This is a genomic window from Amycolatopsis nivea (assembly GCF_004522235.1).
In the GTDB taxonomy this organism is placed as follows: Bacteria; Actinomycetota; Actinomycetes; order Mycobacteriales; family Pseudonocardiaceae; genus Amycolatopsis; species Amycolatopsis nivea.
The window spans coordinates 70,424-92,405 of the sequence record NZ_SDLT01000002.1 but is presented as its reverse complement, the minus strand read 5'-3'; the positions used below and the strand labels follow the sequence as shown (position 1 = coordinate 92,405).

The window sequence follows — 21,982 nt, the reverse complement described above, 5'->3', positions numbered from 1 at the left end:
GTTCATGCAACCAAGGACGCCCGTCCACCGAGGCTGCCTAGTGTCCGGTTCCGGTGCGGCTCACTCGCCGCCAATCCCGACCGGATTCAAAAAGGCACATCTCCGAGTGGAGGAAATGCAGTGAAGATCATGCGGCCCCTGGGTGCCGTCGGCATCGTGGCGAGCGCCGCGCTCGTCCTCGCCGCTTGTGGCTCCGACCCCTCGGCGTCGAGCAGCGGCTCGGGCTCGAACTCCGCCGCTCCCGCCGCCACCGGAACCGCCCAGGTCGACTGCGGGGGCAAGAGCCCGCTTTCCGCTGAGGGCTCGACGGCCCAGAAGAACGCCATCGAGGTGTTCAACCAGGCCTACAACAAGAAGTGCAACGGCCAGAAGGTGAACTACAACGGCACCGGCTCCGGCGCGGGCGTCAAGCAGTTCAACGCCAACCAGGTCGACTTCGGCGGTTCGGACTCGCCGATCAAGGACGCCGACCTCGAGGCCGCCACCAAGCGCTGCGGTTCGCCCGCGCTGAACATCCCGCTGGTCGTCGGCCCGATCGCGGTCGGCTACCACCTGTCCGGCGTGGACAACCTGACGCTGACCCCGCAGGTCATCGCCAAGATCTTCAACGGCGGCATCAAGAACTGGAACGACCCGGCCATCAAGGCGGTCAAGGGCAACGAGAGCCTGAACCTGCCGGACAAGCCGATCCAGGTCGTCTCCCGCTCGGAGGAGTCGGGCACCACCGACAACTTCCAGAAGTACCTCGGCGCGGCTGCCAAGGACGTCTGGACCCAGGGTGCGGGCAAGAAGTTCAACGGCGGCGTCGGCAACGGTGCGCAGGGCTCGAACGGTGTCGCGAGCACCGTCAAGGGCGCCGACGGCTCGATCACCTACGTGGAGAGCGCGTTCGCCAAGGACGGCGTCACCCCGGCCAAGATCGACAGCGGCTCCGGCGGCGTCGAGCTGAACGCGCAGAACGTGGCCAAGTCGCTGGACGCCGCGAAGTTCTACCACCCGGGCACCAACGACCTGGCGATGGACCTCAACGGCATCTACTCCAGCAACGTGCCGGGCGCCTACCCGCTGCTGCTGACCACGTACGAGATCGTGTGCTCCAAGTACTCGAACCCGGACGTCGCGAAGGCCGTCAAGGCGTTCCTGACGGTGGCCGCCACCGAGGGCCAGCAGCCGCTGTCGGCGAAGGGCTACGTGCCGATCCCGCAGAGCCTCCAGGACAAGGTGCTGAAGGCCGTCAAGGAAATTTCCTGAGCGACTACCTAGCTGGTATGAAGGCTGACTAGAGACTGTCGATGAGCGACCAATCCTCGACGCGAACGCCCACCGGCGACCCCGGTGGGCGTTCGTCGTCCGCCCGAGCGTTCCCGGAGGATCCGATTTCGGACAAGCCACCCGCGCCGGCGCCGGAAGCGCCGCCCGCGCGGAAGAAGCCGACGAAGGTGCGAGCCGGTGACCGCATCTTCCAGAACCTGACCACCGGGGCCGGGATCTTCGTCGTCGCCCTGATCGCCTTGATCGGGATTTTCCTGGTCGTCCAGGCGATTCCGGCGCTGAAGGCGGACAAGGTCAACTTCCTGTTCAACCACGGGTGGTCGACGAACGACCCGGCGAACATGGCGTTCGGCATCGCCGACCTCGCCGAGGTCACCGTGGCGACCTCGCTGGTGGCGCTGATCATCGCGATGCCGATCTCGCTGGGCATCGCGCTGTTCCTCACCCAGTACGCGCCCGCGAAGCTGGCCCGGCCGTTCGCCTACGTCGTGGATCTGCTCGCCGCGGTGCCGTCGATCATTTTCGGCCTGTGGGGCATTCTCGTGTTCGCGCCCGCGATCGAACCGTTTTCCGAGTGGGTCAACAGCACCTTCTCGTGGATTCCGATTTTCGCGCCGGGCAACATCGCGCCGAACGTGCGCGGCACCATTTTCACCGCCGGAATCGTGCTGGCGGTGATGATCCTGCCGATCATCACGTCGCTGACCCGCGAGGTTTTCGAGCGCACGCCGACCGCGCAGGTCGAGGGCGCGCTCGCGCTCGGGGCCACGCGCTGGGAGGTCATCCGCACCACGGTGCTGCCGTTCGGCAAGGCCGGTTTCGTCGGCGCGTCGATGCTCGGTCTCGGCCGCGCGCTCGGTGAAACCATTGCGCTGGCGGTGATTCTGCTGATCCCGCAGGGGCGCAACTTCGACTGGAGCCTCTTCGACGGCGGCGCGACGTTCGCGTCGAAGATCGCCCAGAACTACAGCGAGTTCAACAACCCGACCTCGGCCGGCGCCTACATCGCGGCCGGCCTGGTGCTGTTCGTGCTGACGTTCCTGGTCAACTTCGCCGCCCGCTCGATCGTCGGCAAGAAGGGGGAGTGACCGTGTCGACCACCCTCGAACGACCCGCGACGACACCGGCTTTCCAGCAGGTGAGCGCGGTCCGCAAGGTCAAGAACGGCGTGGCCACCGTGCTGGTGTGGCTGTCGTTCCTGATCGCCGTGATCCCGCTGGTGTGGGTGCTGTACACGGTGATCGCCAACGGGATCAAGCGGATCCCGTACACCAACTGGTGGGGCCAGGACTTCGGTTCGGTGCTCGGCGACGAGGTCGGCGGCGGCGTGCTGCACGCGATCATCGGCACCCTGCTGCAGGGTCTGGTGTGCGCGGTCATCTCGGTGCCGATCGGCCTGCTGGTCGCGATTTACCTCGTCGAGTACGGCCGCGGCAAGCTGGCCAAGGCCACCACGTTCATGGTGGACATCCTCTCCGGTGTTCCGTCCATTGTGGCCGCGCTGTTCATTTACGCGCTGTGGGTCACCACGCTCGGCCTGCCGCGCAGCGGGTTCGCGGTGTCGCTCGCCTTGGTGCTGCTGATGATCCCGGTGGTGGTGCGCTCCGCGGAGGAAATGCTGCGGATCGTGCCGGACGACCTGCGCGAAGCCTCTTACGCGCTGGGCGTTCCGAAGTGGAAGACGATCATGAAGATCGTGCTTCCGACCGCGCTGTCGGGCATTCTCGGCGGCATCATGATGGCGCTCGCCCGCGTGATGGGCGAAACCGCGCCGCTGCTGGTGCTCGTCGGGTACACGTCCTACGTCAACTGGAACATCTTCAGCGGGGAGCAGGCGTCGCTTCCGTTGGTGATGAACAACGAACGCGCCACCAACTCGATGGACCCCGGCAGCGTCGGCTTCGACCGGATCTGGGGAGCCGCGCTCACCCTGGTGCTCATCATCGCCGTGATCAACCTGCTCGCCACGGTCCTTTCCCGCATCGTCGCCCCGAAGAAGAAGTGAGTCATGGCCAAGCGAATCGACGTCAAAGACCTGGACATCTACTACGGCAAGTTCCACGCGGTGGACAGCGTCACGCTGAACGTCCCGCCGCGGAACGTGACCGCGTTCATCGGACCGTCGGGTTGCGGCAAGTCGACCGTGCTGCGCACGCTGAACCGGATGCACGAGGTCATTCCCGGCGCGCGCGTCGACGGCCAGGTGCTGCTGGACGGGGAGGACATCTACGCGTCGGCGGTGGACCCGGTGCAGGTGCGCCGCACCATCGGCATGGTGTTCCAGCGGCCGAACCCGTTCCCCACGATGTCCATTAAGGACAATGTGGTGGCCGGGCTCCGCCTCGGCGGGGTGAAGAGCCGCAAGCAGCTCGACGAGGTCGCCGAGCGCGCGCTGCGCGGCGCGAACCTGTGGAACGAGGTCAAGGACCGGCTGAACAAGCCGGGCGGCGGCCTTTCCGGCGGTCAGCAGCAGCGGCTCTGCATCGCGCGGGCGATCGCGGTGCAGCCGGACGTGCTGCTGATGGACGAGCCCTGTTCGGCGCTGGACCCGATCTCGACGCTCGCGATCGAGGATCTGATCGGCGAACTGAAGAAGGACTACACGATCGTCATCGTGACGCACAACATGCAGCAGGCGGCGCGGGTTTCGGACCAGACCGCGTTCTTCAACCTGGCCGGTGTCGGCCAGCCCGGCCGGCTGATCGAGCTGAACGACACGGAGAAGATCTTCTCCAACCCGGACGAGAAGGCCACCGAGGACTACATCTCGGGCCGCTTCGGCTGATTCCACTGTGGACGGCCGCCCTGGTTTTCCGGCCAGGGCGGCCGTTTTGTTTTCCGCGCACTAAAAAACCGCCGCCCCGCTTGTACGGCCGGGCGGCGGTTTCGTTGTGCTGTCTCAGATGGTCAGGTCTTCGTCGTCGGTGCCGTAGCCGGGCATCCGGCCGGTGACCACGAAAATCATCCGCTTGGCGACGGACACCGCGTGGTCGGCGTAGCGCTCGTAGAAGCGGCCGAGCAGCGTGACGTCGACCGCGGAGGCGACGCCGTGCGGCCATTCGCGGTCCATCAGCACGGTGAACAGGTGCCGGTGCAGGTCGTCGACCTGGTCGTCCTCGGCCTCGAGGTCCTTGGCCGCGGACACGTCCTTGGTCTTGATGATCGCCTCGACCTGGCGGGCGAGCTTCACCGCGGCCCGGCCCATCTCGGCGAAGTAGGGCTTGACCGCCTCCGGCAGCACCGGATCCGGGTGGCGGCGGCGGGCGGCCTTGGCGACGTGCAGGGCGAGATCTCCCATGCGCTCCAGGCTTTCCGCCGCGTGGATGGCGGCGAGCACGGTGCGCAGATCGGTCGCGACCGGGGCCTGCAGCGCCAGCAGCGCGTACGCCTGCTCCTCGCATTCGGCGCGCGCGTCGTCGACCTTCGCGTCGTCGCTGATCACCTGCTCGGCGAGGCCGAGGTCGACCTCCAGCAGTGCTTTGGTGGCCCGCTCCATGGCGTCGGCAACCTGGACCGACATCGCGGCCAGGTTTTCGGCGAGCTGATCGAGTTCGACATGGTAGGCCTCACGCATGACCACACCCTACGACGTGGACTGTCCGAATACCGCATCGCTGGGTGAACCGCGTATGAACCCCGTCTAACGAATCCGGAGTGCTCAGCCGGTGTTGGCGGTTTTGCCGGAACCGGCGTTCGCGGGCGGCGCGCTGGCCGCTGTTCCGGCGGGCTGGTTGCCCGGCAGCGGGGTGTTGTCGCGCAACGCGTCGAAGAGGCTCTTGGTCTTTTCCTGCACCAGAACTTCGTTGCCGCGCTTGTTCGGCAGGCCGACGGTCGGCACGGTCAGGAAGTTGATGTTGGCCGGATCGAGCCCGCGCATCGATTGCGCGAGCGTCATCATCTGCTGCACGCCGAGGTTGTCACCGAACGTGGCGTGCGCGAACGCGGTGATGAATCCGGACAGTTTCCCGGGATCCAGCACGACATCCGAAGACATGACCTTCTTCAGCAGCGCCCCGATGAACGCCTGCTGCCGCTTGATCCGGCCATAGTCGGACGTCGGGTCGCCGACGACGTGCCGGGCACGCACGTAACTCAGCGCCTGGTCGCCGGTAATGGTCACGTCGCCGGTTTCGAGCAGCACCTTGCCGAGCGTGGTGTCGACGATCGGTTTCTCGTTGTGCACGGTCACCCCGTGCACCGCGTCGACCATTTCCTTGAACCCGTTGAAATCGATGCCGACGAAGTGGTTGATCCGCAGCCCGGTGATTTTCTGGATCACCTTCGTCATGCATTGCGGGCCGCCGACCGCGTAGGCAGTGTTGAGCTTGGCGATCTTCTGCTCGCGCACGACCTCGTCGGTAGTCTGCGATTTCGCCGGATCCCACCGGTTGCAATCCGGCCGGTCGATTTCCAGGTCTCGCGGGAACGAAACGACCACGACCCGCTTCCGGTCCGCGGGAACGTGCGCCACCATCACCGTGTCCGACCGCGCGCCCGGGATATTGGACGCGTCCCCGACATTTTCTTCAGACGATGCGCCGTCGCGGGAATCGGAGCCGACCATGAGGAAGTTCTCGTCGTTGGCCTGCGCGTCGGCGTTCTGGATGTCTGAGGAGTTTTCGTCCAGCGCGGACACCTGAGCGAATTTGGCGTCAAACCAGGTAACCGCACCCCACGCGACGCCTGTGCCGATGAAGATGAGCGCGACAACCACGATCAACGCAATCCGCCCGATCCGGACGTTGCGCGCGGTATGCCGCTGCTTCTTCTCCTGAAGCCGAGTTTGCTCCGGCTTTTCAGCAGGCTGCTCTTCTTCCTCTTCCTTGTCGAGCAATACCACCCGCTGCAACGCAGTCCGAGTCTGCTCGAACAAAGCCATCGACCGGGTAGTGAGCCGCTCCCGCCGCTCCCGACGCTTCGCTTCTTCAGCGGCAGCGTCATCATGCGCGGCGGAGAACCGAGCGAGACTGTGATCGATCTTGCGACGGTACTGAGTCGCCTCGTCGATCGCCTCCATCTCGTCGGTCATGGTGAGCGGATCCATCTCGGCCCGAACCGCCGCGGCCGGCCGAGCCAGGGTCCGCCGAGGCCGCTTGCCATTCGGCCCCTCGACGGCCTGGCTCAGCTGAGTACGCTCCGGATCAACGGCGGGTTTCGCCGCCGGACTGAGCTGCGTCTGCTCGGCGCCCTCGGCCGCTACGGTGCCGAGCCCGATCCCCTTTACCGGAGTGAACTGCGTCCGATCCGCCGCGAGCGGCTGCTTTCCGTCTACGGCTGGGCTGAGCTGGGTCCGCTCGACCTCCGGACCACCCTGCGGCCGACCATTCGGCACGGGTCGGCGACGGGGGCGGCCGCGCTGCGGGCGGTCGCTGTCCAGGTCACCGTCGAGGGCTGGGCTGAGTTGGGTTCGTTCGGGGTCTTGGGTTCTGTTTCGGACGCCCTCTTGCTGAGGGCCTTGTGTTGCTGCGCCCCAGCCGTCGCGGGCGGGGGTGAGCTGGGTTCGTTCCGGGCCTTGCGCTGCACCGCGGGCACCGTCCAGCGCGGGGCTGAGCTGAGTCCGCTCAAGACCCTGCGCTGCGTTCCGGATGCCATCCGGCCCGGGGCCGATCGGGGTCTGTTCGGGCCCCTGAGCCGCGTTCCGGCGGCCGTCCAGCGTTGCACCGCGGCCGCCGTCCAGCGCGGGGCTGAGCTGAGTCCGCTCAAGACCTTGTGCCGCGCTTCGGCCACCATCCGGCACCGGGCCGAGCTGTGTTCGTTCGGGCCCCTGTGCCGCGCTCCGGCCACCATCCGGCGCAGGCCCGCGCCGCGGACGTTCCGGCCGACGCGAACGTCCGGAACCGGCGTCGTCACCGTCCAGCGCAGGGCTGAGCTGGGTCTGCTCAAGCCCCTGAGCCGCAACCAACCCCGGCCCGTCGGGCGCGCCACCTCGCCCACGCCGCGGAGCCTGTCCGTTGCGCCCAGGCTCAGCCTGCTTGCCCCGCACCCGATCCGGCTCAAGCGCCGGACTTAGCTGCGTCCGCTCAAGTTCGTCCTCGGGTTCCGCCCCGCCAGGCACTCCGTCGAGGTCGGGTCGCCGCCCAGCCGGTCCAGGACCCGCCACCCGTCGACGAGGCGTGTTCGGCCCCGGCACGCGGTGCCCACCGGAATCCTGCCCAGTCGCGCGCGGCCCGTCAGGCTCGATCGGCAGCGCCGCCTCAGGCCCAGCCATCGGCAGTCCGGCGGCTTCAGGCCCAGCCGCCCGTCGCCTCGGCGGACCAGGCCTTCGCGGCCCGCCCGATTCCGGCCCAGGCACCCGATGCCCGCCAGAGTCCTGCCCCGGCGCTCGCTGCCCGTCGGGTTCGATCGGAAGCGCCGCCGAATCAGTTATCCGCCGCCCTTGCTCGACGGACCTCCGCTGCGCTGCAGGCCCAGCGGAATCAGGCCCGTCCAATTCCAGCCCAGGCGAGTCCGGCCCGCGCAGCCCGTCCGCTTCAGCCCGCCCAGGAGCGCTCTCCGCACCGTGCGGACGCCGAGGCCCAGGCGGCTCCGGCGAAACCGGAACCCCGCCCCCTTGCCGAGGCCGAGGCGGAAGCCCATCCGCCCGCCGACGCCGCGGCCGCGCCTCCAGCTCCGGAGAGACACCCTCGGCACTCCCAGGCTGCCCGCCTACCGGCCCCTGCCCAAACTCGACCGCACGACGCACCCGCGGTTCGCCCGCCCAACCGTGCGATTCCACCGCCGAAGCTTCAGGCCCACCAGCCCCCATCGCCGGAGACCCGCCGGGCCCCCCGCGACGGCCAGCTACGTCCTCGGCCTCCTGGCCACCGCGACGACCAGTCCGAGAATCACCAAGCTCAGAATCCGGCGCGGCATGCCGCGTCTCCCCGCGGCCGTCGACTGGCCGAACCCGCCGACCACCCGGTGCCGGGTAGCCGCTTTCGCCAAGCCCTTCCTCCGACTCGACCTGCTCCCGCCGCCTGCCAGAACCATCCGGGTCGCCGACGCCGTCCGGCACCGCTCCGCCAAAAAGCGCCCGCCCACCCACTCGCGCAGGCCCGGCACCGCTGTCGACGTCCGAACCGCCTCGACGTCCGCCAGAAAGACCAGCGTCGCCACTGCGCCGGTCACCGCCCCCGTTCGGGCTCCCCAGCGCGGGTACGTCATCTGCCGGTCCGCCAACTCCGCTGCGCTCGGGACCGTCAGCTACCTCTCGGCTGTGCCGATTGCCGACACCGCCGAGACCGTTGACCCGCCCATTTCCGCCAGCCGATCCGGCATCGTCTTCTGCCGCCCCGCCACGACGGCTGCCGCGCCCGTTCGCGCGCCTGCCGACCGAATCGACGTCGTTCCCGACAGGCTCGCCGTGTCTGCTGCCGACTTCGCTGGCGTGTTCGTTCGCCCATCCGCCAGTTGATGGGATGTCGCCGTCCGCAGGTCCTGCTCCGTTGGCGTGCCCGTTCGCCCGCCCGCCAGTTGATGGGATGTCGCCGTCCGCAGGTCCTGCTCCGTTGGCGTGCCCGTTCGCCCGCCCGCCAGTTGATGGGATGTCGCCGTCCGCAGGTCCTGCTCCGTTGGCGTGCCCGTTCCTCCGCCCGCCAGTTGATGGGATGTCGCCGTCCGCCGGTTCGCCGTGCCGACTGCCTGCTCCGTTGGCGTGCCCGTTCCTCCGCCCGCCAGTTGATGGGATGTCGCCGTCCGCCGGTTCGCCGTGCCGACTGCCTGCTCCGTTGGCGTGCCCGTTCCTCCGCCCGCCAGTTGATGCGACGTCGCCATCCGCCGGTTCGCTATGCCGATTGCCGACCCCGTTGACCCATCCACCAGCTGATGCGACGTCGTCGGCAGGCTCACCGTGCCGCCCACCGATTCCGTTGACGTGCCCGTTCGCGCGTCCGTCAACTGGCGCGTCGTCCGCGGGCTCGCTGTGCCGCTTGGCCCGTCTGCCGATCGAGCCGGTTTCTCCGCCGGCCGCCTCACCGTGGCGGTTGCCGCCCCCGTTGACATGCCCGTTCGCTAGTCCACCGGCTGACGCAGCGTCGCCGTCCGCGGGGTCGCCGTGCCGCCCGCCAGCCCCGTTGACCTGCCCATTCGCCAGGCCACCCAGATCCGAGTCGTCTCCCGGCCCAGCGTGCCTGCTGCCGACCCCATTGGCGTGCCCATTCGCCCGCCGTCGACCCGGCTCGGCGGGCAACCCAGCGCGGCCGTTCGTCCCCGGAAAACCGGCGTCCGGCTCCGCTCGGCGACGTCCCGGCTCAGGGCGCTCGGCATCCGCTCGGCGACGGCCGGGCTCTGCACGGCGGGTGCCCGGTTCCGCGAGCCGACTTACCGGCTCCGCATGCCGTGTTCCGGGGTCCTCGGTGAAGGCGGGTCGTTCGCCGGTGTGCCGCGCGACCACGTCGGACACGCTGATGCCGCCGTGAGTGTCCATCGAACGGCGGCGTCCGCCGCGGGGGCGAGCCGTGGTGTCGGAATGGCGACCGGTGCCGGGGGTGTTGCGCTCGTCGGGCACTCGGTCTCCTCTCGCACGTCAGGCGCCAGGCTGGGGCGGCTTACCTTTGAACACCCGGCGGCTTCGCCGGGTCTCCCAGGACTCGTCGTACCGGGGGAGCTTTTCGTTATCGTACGGATACCCGCCGTTCGTGACGACACCCTCCCGCGAATTTCTTCACCATGCGTCGCCCTAAGGCGCACTGAAGCGGACGAACAGGTGAAGATCGGGTTCAGTGAATGGAGTAATCGCAGACGTGCGTTACTCAGAGTGCGTAATTACCTGCGCCGTCTCGCGGTCGTGGAAAGCGACCTTGTTGCGTCCGGCCCGCTTCGCGGCGTAAAGGAGATTGTCGGCTCGATGGAGCTGACGCGGCCCGGATTCGGTGCCGTGTGCGAGGCCGACGCTGATCGTAACCCGCAGGCCTGGCCGGAGTTCTGACCAGGGGTGACGGGCGACCCGACGGCGTGCGGCGTCGGCGACCCGGACGGCGCCCCGGTGATCGATTCCCGGCAGGACAAGCGCGAATTCCTCGCCCCCGTACCGTGCGCAGAACGCATCGGCGGGCAGTCCCTCTTGCAGGAGATCGGCGACCCGGCAGAGGACGCGGTCGCCGAGAAGGTGACCGTACGTATCGTTCACGGACTTGAACCGGTCGAGGTCGACCAGGGCGACGGCCACCGCCGCGGGCAGTTCAGGCAGCCGCTGGTCGAGGTACCGGCGGTTGTAGCTCGAGGTGAGCGGATCGCGCAGGCTGCCCGCCCGCGCGATGTCGAGCGCGGAGCGCAGGTGCCGGTAGGCCCGCCGCCAGTCGCCGCGCGTCGCGAACAGGTCCGCGATGGACTCGTGCAACGTGAGCAAGTCGGGCGCGGTCTCCCCCGTTCCGAGCTCGTCGTCCGCCGACACTCTGACCTCCGCCACTCCATCGTTTTCGTCGTAAAGGAGCGGTGGCTTGAGTCATCGGTACGTTCGAAGGTGAATTTCGCTCAAGTGGACGACGGACTTCCGCTGATGTCACGCAGCGCAGTTCTTCGCTCAGAGTGCGGAGAAGGGCTTTTTGTCCTTGAGCTGCGCGAATTGATCACGTGCCCAGTAACTCGCGTCAGTCGTCGGATCCGCTATCCACTGTGTGTAATCGGGCCAGGAAATCCACCGCCAACCGCCCACTTCTTCCGGATTCGGCCGCGGATCGACGTCCGTCCAGGCGGCGAACACCGGACAGAACTCGTTCTCCACGATCCCCTGGAAGGGCGGCGTGCGGTAGCGGTACGTGGGCAGCACGCACTCGAGGTCGTCGAGTTCGGTGAGTCCGAGCTCGTACGAAGCCCGCCGGCGGACGGCGCTCTCCAGCGCTTCGGCGGGAGCCGGGTGACCGCACACGCTGTTGGTCCACACGCCAGGCCACACCTTCTTGTGCAGCGCTCGCTGGGTGATCAGCAGTGCGTTGTCCGAACGGCGCAGGACGTAGCAGGAGAACGCAAGGTGCAGCCGCGTCTCCGCGTGGTGACTGGCGAGCTTCGGCCCGGTCTCCCCGGTCGGCACGCCGTCCTCGGTCACGAAGACGACGCGTTCGGTTTCGGCTTCAGTGCTGGTGTCCACTCCGGATACTGAACACCACGCACGAACCGGCCGATACCGCGAGCCGGGTGGCCGTTTCGCCCGATTCGAGTGTCAGGCCTTCACGGACCGCTCGAATCTCCCGCCCATCGGACACCCAACCGAACGGCGACGCAGGCGAAACCCGGTGTCACCGGCTGCCGAGATGCTCGACGATCAGCGAGGTCAATGCCTCCGGCGCTTCCTCCGCTACCCAGTGCGACACCTCCTCCAGCATCTCGAACCGGTACGGCCCGGTGCACCAATTCGCCGTGTCGAGCGCGGCAGTGGAACCGAAGGCGACGTCCTCTGTGGACCACACGTACATCGCCGGCACCGAGACCTTGCCGATCTTCCCGCCTGGACGGCCCGCTCGATACCAGTTCAGCGCCGCGGTGAGCGCGCCTGGCTCGGACAGTCGCTGCACGTACTCGTCGATCTTGCTCGGCGGGATGCGCCGGTCGAAGATGTCGCGCAGCGCCTTGGCGTTGTCGGCCAGCATGCGGCGCTCGGTCGCGGGCGTCTGGCGCCATTCCGTCATGTAGGCCGACCGCAGGTGCTGGTCCTCGTCCGTCCGCATCGCCTCGGCGAGCGCGCCCGGGTGTGGCGTGGACACCACGGTGACGCTGCGCAGGCGCTCTGGGTGCTCGTCGGCCGTCCACCAAGCGACCGCGCCGCCCCAGTCGTGGCCGACCAGGTCGAACTTGCCCCAGCCGAGCGTGTCGGCCATGGCGACGACATCGGACACCAGCGTCGTGATGCCGTATTCCTCCGGGCGTTCGGGTCGCACGTCCGGCGAATACCCGCGCTGATCCGGCGCGATCGCGCGGTAGCCGAGCACGCCGAGTGTCGCCACCTGGTGCTCCCACTCCACGGCGGCCTGGGGAAAGCCGTGCAGCAGCAGTACCGGGCGGCCGTCTTCAGGGCCGGCGGCGATGGCGTCGAAGGATCCCGCGTCGGTCGGGATGGTCAGCTGGTCGATCACGAGACGCACTCTACGGACCGGCACCGACAGTTTTGGCCGGTCTCGCGCCAGCTCTGTGATGTGAGCTACACGGGAACAAATAAGTTGAGTCGCACGTTGGCAACTTTGCAAGGCTTGGTCAGCGCCCCAGCAGCTGGCCGCAGTTGTCCGAAAGGGGATTCGACAATGCTGATCCGCACCGACCCGTTCGCCCAGTTCGACCGTCTGACCCAGCAGTTCTTCGGCGGTCAGGGCACCGCGCCGCGCTCCGTCCCGATGGACGCCTACCGCGCCGGCGACGAGTACGTCATCCAGTTCGACCTCCCGGGGATCGCCCGCGACTCCATCGACGTGAGCGTCGAGCGCAACGTGCTCACCGTCCGCGCCGAGCGCACGCCGGTCGCGGTCGAGGACGCGCAGGTCCAGGTGTCCGAGCGGCCGCGCGGCAAGTTCTCGCGCCAGCTGTTCCTCGGCGACACGCTCGACACCACCCGCATCGCCGCGGACTACGTCGACGGCGTGCTGACGCTGCGCATTCCGGTCGCCGAGAAGGCTCAGCCGCGCAAGATCACTGTCGGCGGTGCGCCGCAGGAGATCGACGCCTGAGTCGGCTGTACCCAAGTTGTCCCCAGGTTGTCCACAGTGGGTTGTGGATAACCTGGGGACAGTTGCTATCTATGCAGGCCAGCTGTGGGTTTTCGGCTCGGCTGGCTGCCGTTTGCGTGCACGAAGTACTCCGCGCTGAGCGCGCACACCCGTGGTCGAGCCCCAAGCGCTCGTCGGGTAGATGTCGGCAAAGCTCAGCGTCGTTCTGGCCAGGCTGTGATCAGCCGCCGGAGTGCATGTCTTCGGCCTCGGGGACGCAATCGTCGTCCGGGTCGTCGAGCCAGCCGTGCGGGAGCGTCACCTTGCCCGGCGAGCCCTGCCGCCCGCGCGGTCCGGTCGCGGCGCTCGGGAACGGGGCGTCGTGGTCCAGCTGCGCGATCAGGTCGTCGAGCTGGTTCAGGCTCGTCACCATCGCGAAGCCGCGGCGGAGTTCGGAGCCGACCGGGAAGCCCATCAGGTACCAGGCCATGTGCTTGCGGATGTCGCGCATGGCCTTGTCCGGACCGTCGTGCTCGATCAGCAGCTCTGTGTGCCGCCGCAGGACGCGCGCGACTTCTCCGAGGTTCGGCCCCTCCGGAATCTCCCGACCTTGGAAGGCAGCTTCCAGCTCGCCGAACAGCCACGGCCGGCCTAGGCAGCCGCGCCCGACGACCACCCCGTCGCAGCCGGTCTCGGCGACCATGCGGAGTGCGTCGTCCGCGCTGAAGATGTCGCCGTTGCCCAGCACCGGGATGCTGGTGACCGCCTCTTTCAGCGCCGCGATCTTCGACCAGTCGGCCTGACCGGAGTAGCGCTGCGCGGCCGTGCGCGCGTGCAAGCTGACGGCAGCCGCGCCCTCGGCCTCGGCGATGCGCCCGGCGTCGAGGAAGGTTTGATGGTCGTCGTCGATGCCGACGCGGAACTTCACGGTGAACGGAACGCCGCCCTCAGCCGCCGCCTTCGCCGACTCGCGCACGATGTCCGCGAACAGTCGCCGCTTGAACGGCAACGCCGCGCCGCCGCCCTTCCGCGTCACCTTCGCGACCGGGCAGCCGAAGTTCGAATCCACGTGGTCCGCGAGCCCCTCGCCGACGATGATCCGAACCGCTTCGGCCATCGTCTTCGGGTCGACCCCGTACAGCTGCATGGACCTCGGCTTTTCGTTCTCGCCGAAGGTCATCATGTGCATCGTGCCGGGGTGCCGCTCGACGACCGCGCGGGCGGTGATCATCTCGCACACGTAGATGCCAGCGCCGTACTCCTGGCAGAGCTGCCGGAACGCCACGTTGGTGATCCCCGCCATCGGAGCGAGCACGACGGGAGGATCGACCTGGTAGGGGCCGATCTTCAACGTGGGCGCGCTCAACGTGGCAGTCACTCTTCCATTGTCGCCCGTGACGTACGGCACACGCATCCGGGCAGGTCGGTGGCCGCGAGACCATCTCGTGTCCAGCCTTTGAGTAGTGCTACGGATCCGATCATCGTGCCGTTTCGCCCAGGCTGTCCGGTATGACCACGGAAGCTGCAACGCTCCACCGCCTGGCCGGCGAACTGGACGACCTCGGCCGCCGCTTGACCCACGTAGGCGCGGAACTCCGCGCGGTACGCTCCCAGCCCGAGCCGGCCACCGACGAGCCCGACGAGGCGCCCGCTCTGGACGCGCCCGCGGACTCCCAGCCGACGACGGGCCAACCGGGCGGCCACGCCGAGCCGACAGCGCGGACCGAGGAGGCGTCAACGGCGGACTACCCGCCTGGCGGTACTCAGCCGGTCAGCTCCGACTCTCCGGCCATGCCAGCCGTCGGCTCCGACCACGCGGCCGCAGCAGCCGTCGGCTCTGACCAGGCGGCCGCGCCGGGCCATGCCGACAAGGCAGTCTCTTCCGCCGCGCCGGACCAGACCGCCACTGCGCCTGATCAGGCCGCCACTGCGCCGGGGCAACCCGCCGGGCCGCGCCAAACCGCTACTGAGCCGGACCAGACCGCCGCCACACCGGATCAGGCCGCCGCCGCGTCGGACCAGACTGCCTCGCCGGGCCAGACTGCTGCGCCGGGCCAGACTGCTGCGCCGGGCGAGCCGTCCGCGTCAGGTCGCCCTGCCGAGTCGAGCCCGTTTGCCGAACCTGGCGATGCTGCCGTGTCGGGCCATCCCGCCGGACCTGGCCAACCTCCCGCGTCTGGCCACAGCAATCCGGCTGCTCCCGGCCACTCGCCCGCCCCGGGCTACCAAGCTGCGCAGGGCCAGTACACGTACCCGGCCTACTCGGCCGCGCACGGGGTGCCGTACTACCCGCGCCCGGGCTACTACCCGTACAACCCTTACGCAGCCCCGTATTCCGCCCAGCCGATGTCCGGCGCGACCCACCCGTCGCCGCCGCACCCGGGGACCGGGCAACCCGCCGCTGGCGATGCCGGAGCCGGACACCCCGCCGCCCACCCGGGCCACGGACAGCCCACCGCCGACCAGTCCGCCCAAGGACATCCGCAGGCAACCGCCCAACAGCCGCCGTATGGCCAGCTGCCATACGGACAGCCGCCCTACATCCCGCCTCCGACGCTTCGTGAGCGACTCGGCCGCGAAGGCGCGGGTTCGCGCCTTCTGGCGTGGGTCGGCGGTGCCGTGACGTTGCTCGGGGTCGTTCTGCTGCTGATCTTGGCCATCCAGCGCGGCTGGCTCGCTCCGTTGCCGCGGGTGGTGGTCGGCGCTGCGTTCGGTGGGATCCTGGTCGGCGCGGGTGCTTGCCTGCACCGCAAGCCGGCGGCGCGCACGGGAGCATTCGCCCTTGTCGCCACTGGGATCGCGACGCTCTATCTCGACACTGTCGCTGCCACCTCCTTGTACGATTTCCTGCCGGTTCCCGCCGGACTCGCGGTCGGCTTGGCGATCGCGGTGGGCGGACTTGTGCTTGCGGTCAAATGGGATTCCTCTCTCCTGGCGATTGCCGTGGTGGGAGGATGCGGAGTGTGTGCGCCCCTGATCACCCGGGGCTTCACCGATGAACTCGTGACGTTCCTTCTTATGATCCAGATCGCGACCGTCCCTGTCCAGCTTCGACGGTCATGGTGGCCCCTTTCGTTTACTGCGGCCATTCCTCCCTTGACAACGGCGTTGATCGGTACCGGACTGCGCACGTTGCCGGTGTGGGCAGTTATCGCCGCTGGCGTGGTCAGCGCGGCGGCAGCACTGGTTTCGTTGCGGCGCAATGACAATGAGCCTTACTCGCTGTCCGTCCTGGCTGTTTCCCCGCTGCCGATCCTGGTCGCCGCGCTGATGCTGCACCGGCCGGAATCTGTGCTTCTCGCGGGCGGAACGGCGGTCGTGCTCATCGCGACCTGGATCATCGTTCGAGGGAATTCCGGTACTGTCGCAGGGATCGCTGGTCTTGTCGCCGCGATGCAGGCGACCGTCACGCAGTTCGATGGCGGAGCTGTCCTGCTTGGCGAGGCAGTTGCGCTCGCGTTCGCGGCGAAGTTCACTCGAAACCGTTTCGCGCTAGGCGGTTCTCTCGTCTTCGCGGTGATCGGCGGACTGTTCACGCTCGGGTCGGACGTGACACCGGCGCTGCTGATCCTCCCGAATTGGCATCCGCGAGATCTTCTCCTGACCGCGCTGGTCTCGGCTGTCCTTCTGCTCGCTGCCGCGATTGCGTTGCCGTGGGCGGCAATTCAGCTCAACGTGGTGAAGTCGGCCAGTCTCGCGCCTTGGCTGCCTGCCGGATTGTGCGCGCTCTACGGCGCTGCTGGGCTGGTGCTCACCGCGTCCATGCTCGTAGCCCCTGGTCGTGGTGGATTCCTGGTTGGCCACACGCTCGTCACGGTTTCCTGGACGGTGGTGGCGTTCGTCCTTCTCCTGCGCGGGATCAAGGTGGTCGCGTTGCGGATCACCGGACTGGTGCTGGTGGCCGCTGCCGTCGCGAAGCTCGTGTTGTTCGACCTTGCCACTCTGGACGGGTTGGCTCGCGTGGGCGCGTTCCTCGGTGCCGGTGTGATCCTGCTTGTGGCGGGTGCCCGGTACGCGCGGGTTGTCGCGTCGCGCTGAACTTGCGAGAAGTCCCCCGATCCGGGGAAACGAGATTGACCTCGGATCGGGGGTTTTCCTTGTGCGGCAACAAAACTGAGCCGTGTCGGGAAGCGGCTTGAGACGGCTCGCGAAGGTCGGCGGGGCAGAACTGTCGGTGGCTCGTGGTTACCTGGGAAACCTACCGAGGAGGTATCCGACCATGACCTACACCCACGACCCGAAACTCATTGAACGCGCGGGCGAATCCGTCGCCTGGCTCACCACGGTGACTCCCAGCGGACGCCCCGCGCCGCGGCCGGTTTGGTTCGTGCTCGACGGCGAGGACATCGTGGTCTTCAGTCGGCCGGGCACGGCCAAACTCCGGCATCTCGCCGCCAATCCGGAGGTGAGTTTTCACCTGAACAGCGACGAACACGGCGGGAGCATCATCGTCGTCAACGGACGTGCGCAGGTCGACGAGGCCAAGGCCTCCGAAGCACCTGGCTACCTGGCGAAGTACCAGCGGCATTACGCCGGCATCGGGTTCGCCGATCCAGCTGCCTTCGACGCCGACTACTCCGTGCGGATCCGGATCGTTCCGGAGAAGTCCTGGGGGTTCTGAGGGCAGCTCCTGTTTTAGAAGCCGACGTCGAGGCAGGCCAGCCGTCCACCCGCGGTGCCGGCGTGCCCGGGGTTGGTGTGGGTGTGGGTTTCGTGGATCACCACGGACTTCGCCCGTCGTCCGTCGAATGTCCAGTCCACAACGGAGGTTGCATGACCGATGCCTGAGCGGTTGGTGGTGAAGTCGAGCCAGATCTCGTTGCGCGGGTTGGCGTAGGCCGGATCCACCGAAGGCTTCACCGGGTCCGGCACGTGCTGGAAGTGTCCGCCCGCGGCGTCACCGGTGGCGCCGCAGGAGTTGACGTGCGCGTGTGCACCGTATTCGTGCTGCGGCAGGAGGCCGCTGATCACCAGCACGGTGGTGGTGCCGACGCGGCCGGCGGACAGGGCGGAGACGTGCGCCTTGGCACCGACGGGCACGAGATCCGGACGGTAGGTGACGGCATGGCTGCCCGGTACGTACGCCGCGAATGTGCCGTGGGCAGCAGTGAAGTGCAGAGGAGAGTCCGTCGCTGGAGTGGCTGCGGCGGAGGTGGCCGAGAGGCTTGTGACGGAGAGACCGGCGGCGAGGGCCGCGGAAAGGAGTTTAGGGACGAAACGCATGAAACTTCTCTAACCAGTCGGTGCGTGCCGTGCCATGTTCTCCACTCGAACGTGTGGAGGTCGCCCGGATCTCGGGACGGCTTTCCTCGGGCGTGAGGTGCGTGAGGTGCGTGGGGTTGCCGGGTGGGACAGCGTCGGGATCAGCCGGATTCAGACTCTGTCCGGACCGGACGAGGTGCAGGTCAGGCCGGGTGCGGAGTGCTGTCTGGATGCACCGCAGTGAGGTCAAGCCTGGTTTGATGCTCGTCGCGGAGAGGCTCTGAGGCGCGCTGGGTCGGTTCGAGGACCGCTCCGTGTACGAGAGCGGCTAGCGAGCCGGTGGAGTTGGGAGGTCGTTGCGGCGGACGTGAAGGTCGTCCGGCTGGCGTGGTGAGTTTTCGGGCCTTGACGCGGTGGGTACTTGGCAGCGTGGCAGCGTCGGACTTGCCCGGCGGTGCTTTGGCGAGCACCGGTGGAGCCTGACATGCCTGACGACCCGAACAGCGCCATGGGGTTTGACGGCCGTCGCCCGGACGACCACGAGTCGGCGGGTGCCAGCGGACCGGCCGAGACCAGTGGGGCGTCGGAAAGCGGTCGACCGGCGGACGCCAGCGGGCAGGCTGGCAGCGGCGGGTCAACTGGCGGCGGATCAGGCGACGGTGGACTGGCTGGCAGTGGATCGGACGGCGGCGGACTGACCGGCGGCGGGCTGGCGGGGAGCGGCGGACCGGTGCAATCGAGCGGGCGAGCTCGGGCTGGTGAATCGGCGCAGGTCGCCGGATCGCCGCAGCCCCGTGAGTCGGCGCAACCCGGAGGGCTGGCGAAGGCGACCGGTCCGGTGCAGACCACCGGGCCAGTGGACGTCGAGGGATCGGCGGACGTCGGTGACGACGTCGAGCACACCGGCGAGACGCGGAACCAGATGTTGCAGCGGAACGTAGGCGAGCTGCTGCAGGAGCTGCGGGTCGCGCAGGCGGGCGTGCAGATCCTGTTCGGGTTCCTGCTGTCGGTGGTCTTCACGGGCCGGTTTCACGATGCCAGCGGGTTCGAGAAGACGCTGCATCTGCTCGCGGTGCTGCTCACCGTCGCGGCGACGGCGTTGCTGATCGCGCCTGCGGCGTGGCACCGGATGCTGTTCCGGACTGGGCGGCGTGAGCAGATCCTGCGGGTCGGCAACCGGGTCGTGCTTGTTGGGTTCGGGTGTCTTGCCGCGGCGATCACGGTGACTGTCGCGCTGATCGCGAAGGTCTCTTTCGGACCGGTTGCGATGGGGCTCGTCGGCGGGATGGCGATCTTGCTGTTCGGGCTGCTGTGGTTCGCGGTGCCGGGCATGCTCGTCGGCGACCAAAGGCGACGCGACGGTCACTGAGCGGAACCAGCGCAGCCTTCCGTTTGTCCTGCGCAGGACAGAAACGCCGGGGACATGGAGCTGTTCATCGAGCCGTCGGCAATTGTTGCCGTAGCGGTCGGGACCGGCCCGTAGCTTCCCGCTCGTGACTGACTCTTCACGGCGGAACTTCCTGCGCGGTGCCGGAATCCTCGGCGCTGGTGCGGCGGTGTCCGCGCTTCCTGGTCTGAACGGGATCGCCGCGGCTGATCCCGGCGTCGCTCGGCGGCCGGACGGTGACAGCTCGCGGTTCACTATCGCGGTCATGCCGGACACCCAGTACCTGTTCGACGAGGACCGGGGCGACTCGACGCCGGTGGACGCCTCGTTGTCGTACCTGCTGCGTCACGGACACGACGACAACGTTGTCTTCCTCGCGCACCTCGGCGACCTCACGCAGAACGGGCAGGCCCGGGAGTTCGATGGCATCAGCAGGTCGTTCCAGGTGCTCGACCGGTTCCGGTTCCCGTACAGCACGCTCGCGGGCAACCACGACATCGACGGCTCCACCGACGACCAGCGCGGGCGGACGCCCTACATCGACGCGTTCGGGCCGCAGCGGCAGCGGAATTCGCCGACGTTCCGCGGTTCTTCGAAGGACGGCTACAACACCTACCACGTGTTCCGGGCCGCCGGCCGGGAATGGCTGGTGCTCGCGATGGACTGGCGTCCGTCGGCGGGCGGGTTCGCGTGGGCTAAGCAGGTTCTCGCGCAGCATCCGAAGATGCCTGCGATCCTGACGATCCACGAACTCGTCAACTCCGACGAGCAGGGCAAGGCGTTCCTGTCGGACTTCGGCAAGCAGGTCTGGGACGAGTTCGTCAACGAAAGCGATCAGATCTTCCTGACCCTCAACGGTCACTACTGGCCGCCGAGTCGTCTGGTGAAGCGCAACGCCGCCGGCCACGACGTGCACCTGCACCTCACGAACTACCAGGACCGCTACTACGGCGGCAGCGGCATGATCCGCCTGTACCAGTTCGACGTCGCCCGCGGCGTGATCGACGTCCGCACCTTCTCGCCGTGGCTCGACGGCCGGCGCGACCTCACCGAACTCGAGCGCATCGAGGCCGAACGCAGCACCGACGTCGACTACTTCAGCATCGACATCGACTTCGACAAGCGGTTCGCCGGTTTCGCGCCCGTTCCGGTGCCGCCGGCCCGTCCAGTGAAGCCTCAGCTCGTGCCGGGGACAGTTGCGTACTGGCGGTTCGAGGGCGGCCGCGCGGGGGCTCCGGTTCCGGACAACGCGCTGATCAAGGACCTCACCGGCCGCGGCAACGACCTGCGCCGCGCGACCGTGCCAGGCAGCGGGCCTGGCGCGTTGACTTACTCGGCGGATTTCTCGCCCCGCCAACCGTCGCGGGCGAGCCTTCGCTTCGACGGCGCGCGCAACCCTGGCCGCGGCGCGTACCTCCAGACCGTCGACAGCGCGCCGATGAACAACCTGACCTTCCAGCGCGGCTACACCGTCGAAGCGTTCATCCGGCTGCCCGAAGACTTCCGCGACGGCACCCACGGCTGGTGCGGCATCTTCGCGCGCCTCGGCAACGGCGGCGCGGCCGGGAAGTCCGGCGACGACCCCAACGAATCGGCCGCGACGTTCAGTGTCTCGGACGGTGCGGAACTGCAGTGGGCGGTGTTCCCGTTGAACCAGAACGGGATTTCGACTAACTGGGGCCACGAACTGCCGTTGGCGAAGTGGTGGCACGTCGCGGTCGTCAACGACGGACGGCGCAGCACGCTCTACGTCGACGGCTGCCCGCTGCTGCGCAACCCCAAGACTCCGGCGATCGGCCTGGCCAACCCGGGCGGCAGCTGGCTGGTCGGCGCGTCGTCGTACCGGGGCAAGGTGGAGCGCAGCTTCTACGGCGAGATCGGCGAGGCCCGCGTGGTCGACCGGGCGCTGGCGCCGCGGGAATTTCTGCTGGGCTGATAAGCGGTGCCGATTGGCTGCTCGGCAATTGCGGAGGGTGCGGGCCGGGGATTGGATCCGCGACCGGCTTGCTGGCGGTGTGTCGATCGGGAATCCCCGACACGTTATTCCGATTGCGCGGTGGGCACATTCTGCCAGTGCGGCCGTTCGGGGGTATTGGCGAAACTGACGGCTTCGGCCAGTCGGTCTAATCGGGGAACGGGGTAATAGTCATCTTGAAGTAGTATCGGAACGGTCGGAATTCGTTCAGGGTGGGTGCTGGATCCGGGAATTTCGCCGAGGGTCGTGGTGTGCCGGTGAGCGGGACGAGGCTTGCCGCGGGCGAGCGTTCCCTTGCCGGGGACTGGGGCAGGGAACGTCGGTGGGCGGGTCAGCGGCAGCGCTGGGCCGTTGCCTGGGCTGGGACTCCTGGACCAGCGGCGGTGCTGGGGTTGGAGTTCCGTTGCCTGGTTGGCACGGATGCCGGTGGCTTGTGCCCGTTGGCGGGTTCGGCGTGCTGATCGGTGGTTCGGAACTCGTTGCCAGGTGCTGGTGGCGTGGTTGGAGTTCGTTGCCGGGATCAGCGCGGGTGCTGGA

General features: G+C 68.1%; 19 protein-coding genes. 11 read left to right on the top strand and 8 right to left on the bottom strand.

What is annotated here, in order from left to right:
• The first annotated feature begins 120 nt into the window (after positions 1-120).
• From pstS to pstB, 4 genes are all read left to right on the top strand, one after another.
• Positions 121-1,251, top strand: a complete 1,131-nt coding sequence (gene pstS / locus EIZ44_RS02515; RefSeq protein WP_037808611.1) for a phosphate ABC transporter substrate-binding protein PstS — start codon at positions 121-123, stop codon at positions 1,249-1,251.
• Between the two features lie 188 nt (positions 1,252-1,439).
• Complete coding sequence (pstC, locus tag EIZ44_RS02510; RefSeq protein WP_037808608.1) at positions 1,440-2,360, top strand: phosphate ABC transporter permease subunit PstC; 921 nt, start codon at positions 1,440-1,442, stop codon at positions 2,358-2,360.
• A 2-nt stretch (positions 2,361-2,362) separates the two neighbouring features.
• Positions 2,363-3,277 (top strand): phosphate ABC transporter permease PstA, encoded by a 915-nt coding sequence (pstA, locus tag EIZ44_RS02505; protein ID WP_037808607.1) that lies wholly within the window; start codon positions 2,363-2,365, stop codon positions 3,275-3,277.
• Between the two features lie 3 nt (positions 3,278-3,280).
• Positions 3,281-4,057, top strand: a complete 777-nt coding sequence (gene pstB, locus EIZ44_RS02500; protein ID WP_009084706.1) for a phosphate ABC transporter ATP-binding protein PstB — start codon at positions 3,281-3,283, stop codon at positions 4,055-4,057.
• A gap of 114 nt (positions 4,058-4,171) precedes the next feature.
• On the opposite strand, the gene phoU is transcribed toward pstB, so the two are convergent.
• Both phoU and EIZ44_RS02490 read right to left on the bottom strand, forming a co-directional pair.
• On the bottom strand, positions 4,172-4,846 hold the full coding sequence (phoU, locus tag EIZ44_RS02495) for a phosphate signaling complex protein PhoU (protein ID WP_037808604.1): 675 nt from the start codon (positions 4,844-4,846) through the stop codon (positions 4,172-4,174).
• 84 nt (positions 4,847-4,930) lie between these two features.
• Positions 4,931-6,301 carry an LCP family protein gene (locus EIZ44_RS02490; RefSeq protein WP_240691208.1) on the bottom strand — a complete coding sequence of 457 codons (1,371 nt, stop codon included), beginning with the start codon at positions 6,299-6,301 and terminating at the stop codon, positions 4,931-4,933.
• On the opposite strand from EIZ44_RS02490, the gene EIZ44_RS44565 reads away from it, so the two are divergent.
• On the top strand, positions 6,242-7,282 hold the full coding sequence (locus EIZ44_RS44565) for a hypothetical protein (protein ID WP_167753948.1): 1,041 nt from the start codon (positions 6,242-6,244) through the stop codon (positions 7,280-7,282). The genes EIZ44_RS02490 and EIZ44_RS44565 overlap by 60 nt on opposite strands.
• A gap of 840 nt (positions 7,283-8,122) precedes the next feature.
• Positions 8,123-8,665 carry a hypothetical protein gene (locus EIZ44_RS02485; RefSeq protein WP_134727611.1) on the top strand — a complete coding sequence of 181 codons (543 nt, stop codon included), beginning with the start codon at positions 8,123-8,125 and terminating at the stop codon, positions 8,663-8,665.
• Positions 8,666-9,261: 596 nt separating this feature from the next.
• On the opposite strand, the gene EIZ44_RS02480 is transcribed toward EIZ44_RS02485, so the two are convergent.
• From EIZ44_RS02480 to EIZ44_RS02465, 4 genes are all read right to left on the bottom strand, one after another.
• Positions 9,262-9,543 (bottom strand): hypothetical protein, encoded by a 282-nt coding sequence (locus EIZ44_RS02480; protein WP_134727610.1) that lies wholly within the window; start codon positions 9,541-9,543, stop codon positions 9,262-9,264.
• Positions 9,544-9,997: 454 nt separating this feature from the next.
• Positions 9,998-10,657, bottom strand: a complete 660-nt coding sequence (locus EIZ44_RS02475; protein WP_051172550.1) for a GGDEF domain-containing protein — start codon at positions 10,655-10,657, stop codon at positions 9,998-10,000.
• Positions 10,658-10,771: 114 nt separating this feature from the next.
• Positions 10,772-11,335, bottom strand: coding sequence for an isopentenyl-diphosphate Delta-isomerase (gene idi / locus EIZ44_RS02470; protein ID WP_134727609.1), 564 nt, complete (start codon positions 11,333-11,335; stop codon positions 10,772-10,774).
• A gap of 148 nt (positions 11,336-11,483) precedes the next feature.
• Entirely contained in the window at positions 11,484-12,317 is an 834-nt protein-coding gene (locus EIZ44_RS02465; protein WP_134727608.1) for an alpha/beta fold hydrolase, read from the bottom strand.
• Between the two features lie 165 nt (positions 12,318-12,482).
• Between EIZ44_RS02465 and EIZ44_RS02460 the strand changes: the two genes are divergently transcribed.
• Positions 12,483-12,902, top strand: coding sequence for an Hsp20/alpha crystallin family protein (locus EIZ44_RS02460; protein WP_134727607.1), 420 nt, complete (start codon positions 12,483-12,485; stop codon positions 12,900-12,902).
• 220 nt (positions 12,903-13,122) lie between these two features.
• Here the strand turns inward: EIZ44_RS02460 and dusB are convergent, their stop codons facing one another.
• Positions 13,123-14,295 carry a tRNA dihydrouridine synthase DusB gene (gene dusB, locus EIZ44_RS02455; RefSeq protein WP_134662107.1) on the bottom strand — a complete coding sequence of 391 codons (1,173 nt, stop codon included), beginning with the start codon at positions 14,293-14,295 and terminating at the stop codon, positions 13,123-13,125.
• Positions 14,296-14,390: 95 nt separating this feature from the next.
• Here dusB and EIZ44_RS02445 point away from each other — a divergent pair, with 95 nt between their 5' ends.
• Both EIZ44_RS02445 and EIZ44_RS02440 read left to right on the top strand, forming a co-directional pair.
• Positions 14,391-16,919: a DUF2339 domain-containing protein gene (locus EIZ44_RS02445; RefSeq protein WP_240691207.1), complete on the top strand. Its 2,529-nt coding sequence runs from the start codon at positions 14,391-14,393 to the stop codon at positions 16,917-16,919.
• A gap of 181 nt (positions 16,920-17,100) precedes the next feature.
• On the top strand, positions 17,101-17,502 hold the full coding sequence (locus tag EIZ44_RS02440) for a TIGR03667 family PPOX class F420-dependent oxidoreductase (protein WP_037808590.1): 402 nt from the start codon (positions 17,101-17,103) through the stop codon (positions 17,500-17,502).
• 14 nt (positions 17,503-17,516) lie between these two features.
• Here the strand turns inward: EIZ44_RS02440 and EIZ44_RS02435 are convergent, their stop codons facing one another.
• Positions 17,517-18,104 (bottom strand): superoxide dismutase, encoded by a 588-nt coding sequence (locus tag EIZ44_RS02435; RefSeq protein WP_134727606.1) that lies wholly within the window; start codon positions 18,102-18,104, stop codon positions 17,517-17,519.
• A gap of 901 nt (positions 18,105-19,005) precedes the next feature.
• Between EIZ44_RS02435 and EIZ44_RS02430 the strand changes: the two genes are divergently transcribed.
• Together EIZ44_RS02430 and EIZ44_RS02425 are read left to right on the top strand one after the other, a co-directional pair.
• Positions 19,006-19,452: a DUF6328 family protein gene (locus EIZ44_RS02430; RefSeq protein ID WP_043834838.1), complete on the top strand. Its 447-nt coding sequence runs from the start codon at positions 19,006-19,008 to the stop codon at positions 19,450-19,452.
• A 124-nt stretch (positions 19,453-19,576) separates the two neighbouring features.
• Positions 19,577-21,406: a LamG-like jellyroll fold domain-containing protein gene (locus tag EIZ44_RS02425; protein WP_134727605.1), complete on the top strand. Its 1,830-nt coding sequence runs from the start codon at positions 19,577-19,579 to the stop codon at positions 21,404-21,406.
• Positions 21,407-21,982 lie beyond the last annotated feature (576 nt).

Coding starts and splice junctions, on each gene's coding strand:
- pstB (WP_009084706.1), top strand. CDS start 3,281: ATGGCCAAGCGAATCGACGTCAAAGACCTGGACATCTACTACGGCAAG.
- phoU (WP_037808604.1), bottom strand. CDS start 4,846: ATGCGTGAGGCCTACCATGTCGAACTCGATCAGCTCGCCGAAAACCTG.
- EIZ44_RS02490 (WP_240691208.1), bottom strand. CDS start 6,301: ATGACCGACGAGATGGAGGCGATCGACGAGGCGACTCAGTACCGTCGC.
- EIZ44_RS02485 (WP_134727611.1), top strand. CDS start 8,123: ATGCCGCGTCTCCCCGCGGCCGTCGACTGGCCGAACCCGCCGACCACC.
- EIZ44_RS02460 (WP_134727607.1), top strand. CDS start 12,483: ATGCTGATCCGCACCGACCCGTTCGCCCAGTTCGACCGTCTGACCCAG.
- dusB (WP_134662107.1), bottom strand. CDS start 14,295: ATGCGTGTGCCGTACGTCACGGGCGACAATGGAAGAGTGACTGCCACG.
- EIZ44_RS02445 (WP_240691207.1), top strand. CDS start 14,391: ATGACCACGGAAGCTGCAACGCTCCACCGCCTGGCCGGCGAACTGGAC.
- EIZ44_RS02440 (WP_037808590.1), top strand. CDS start 17,101: ATGACCTACACCCACGACCCGAAACTCATTGAACGCGCGGGCGAATCC.
- EIZ44_RS02435 (WP_134727606.1), bottom strand. CDS start 18,104: ATGCGTTTCGTCCCTAAACTCCTTTCCGCGGCCCTCGCCGCCGGTCTC.
- EIZ44_RS02430 (WP_043834838.1), top strand. CDS start 19,006: ATGTTGCAGCGGAACGTAGGCGAGCTGCTGCAGGAGCTGCGGGTCGCG.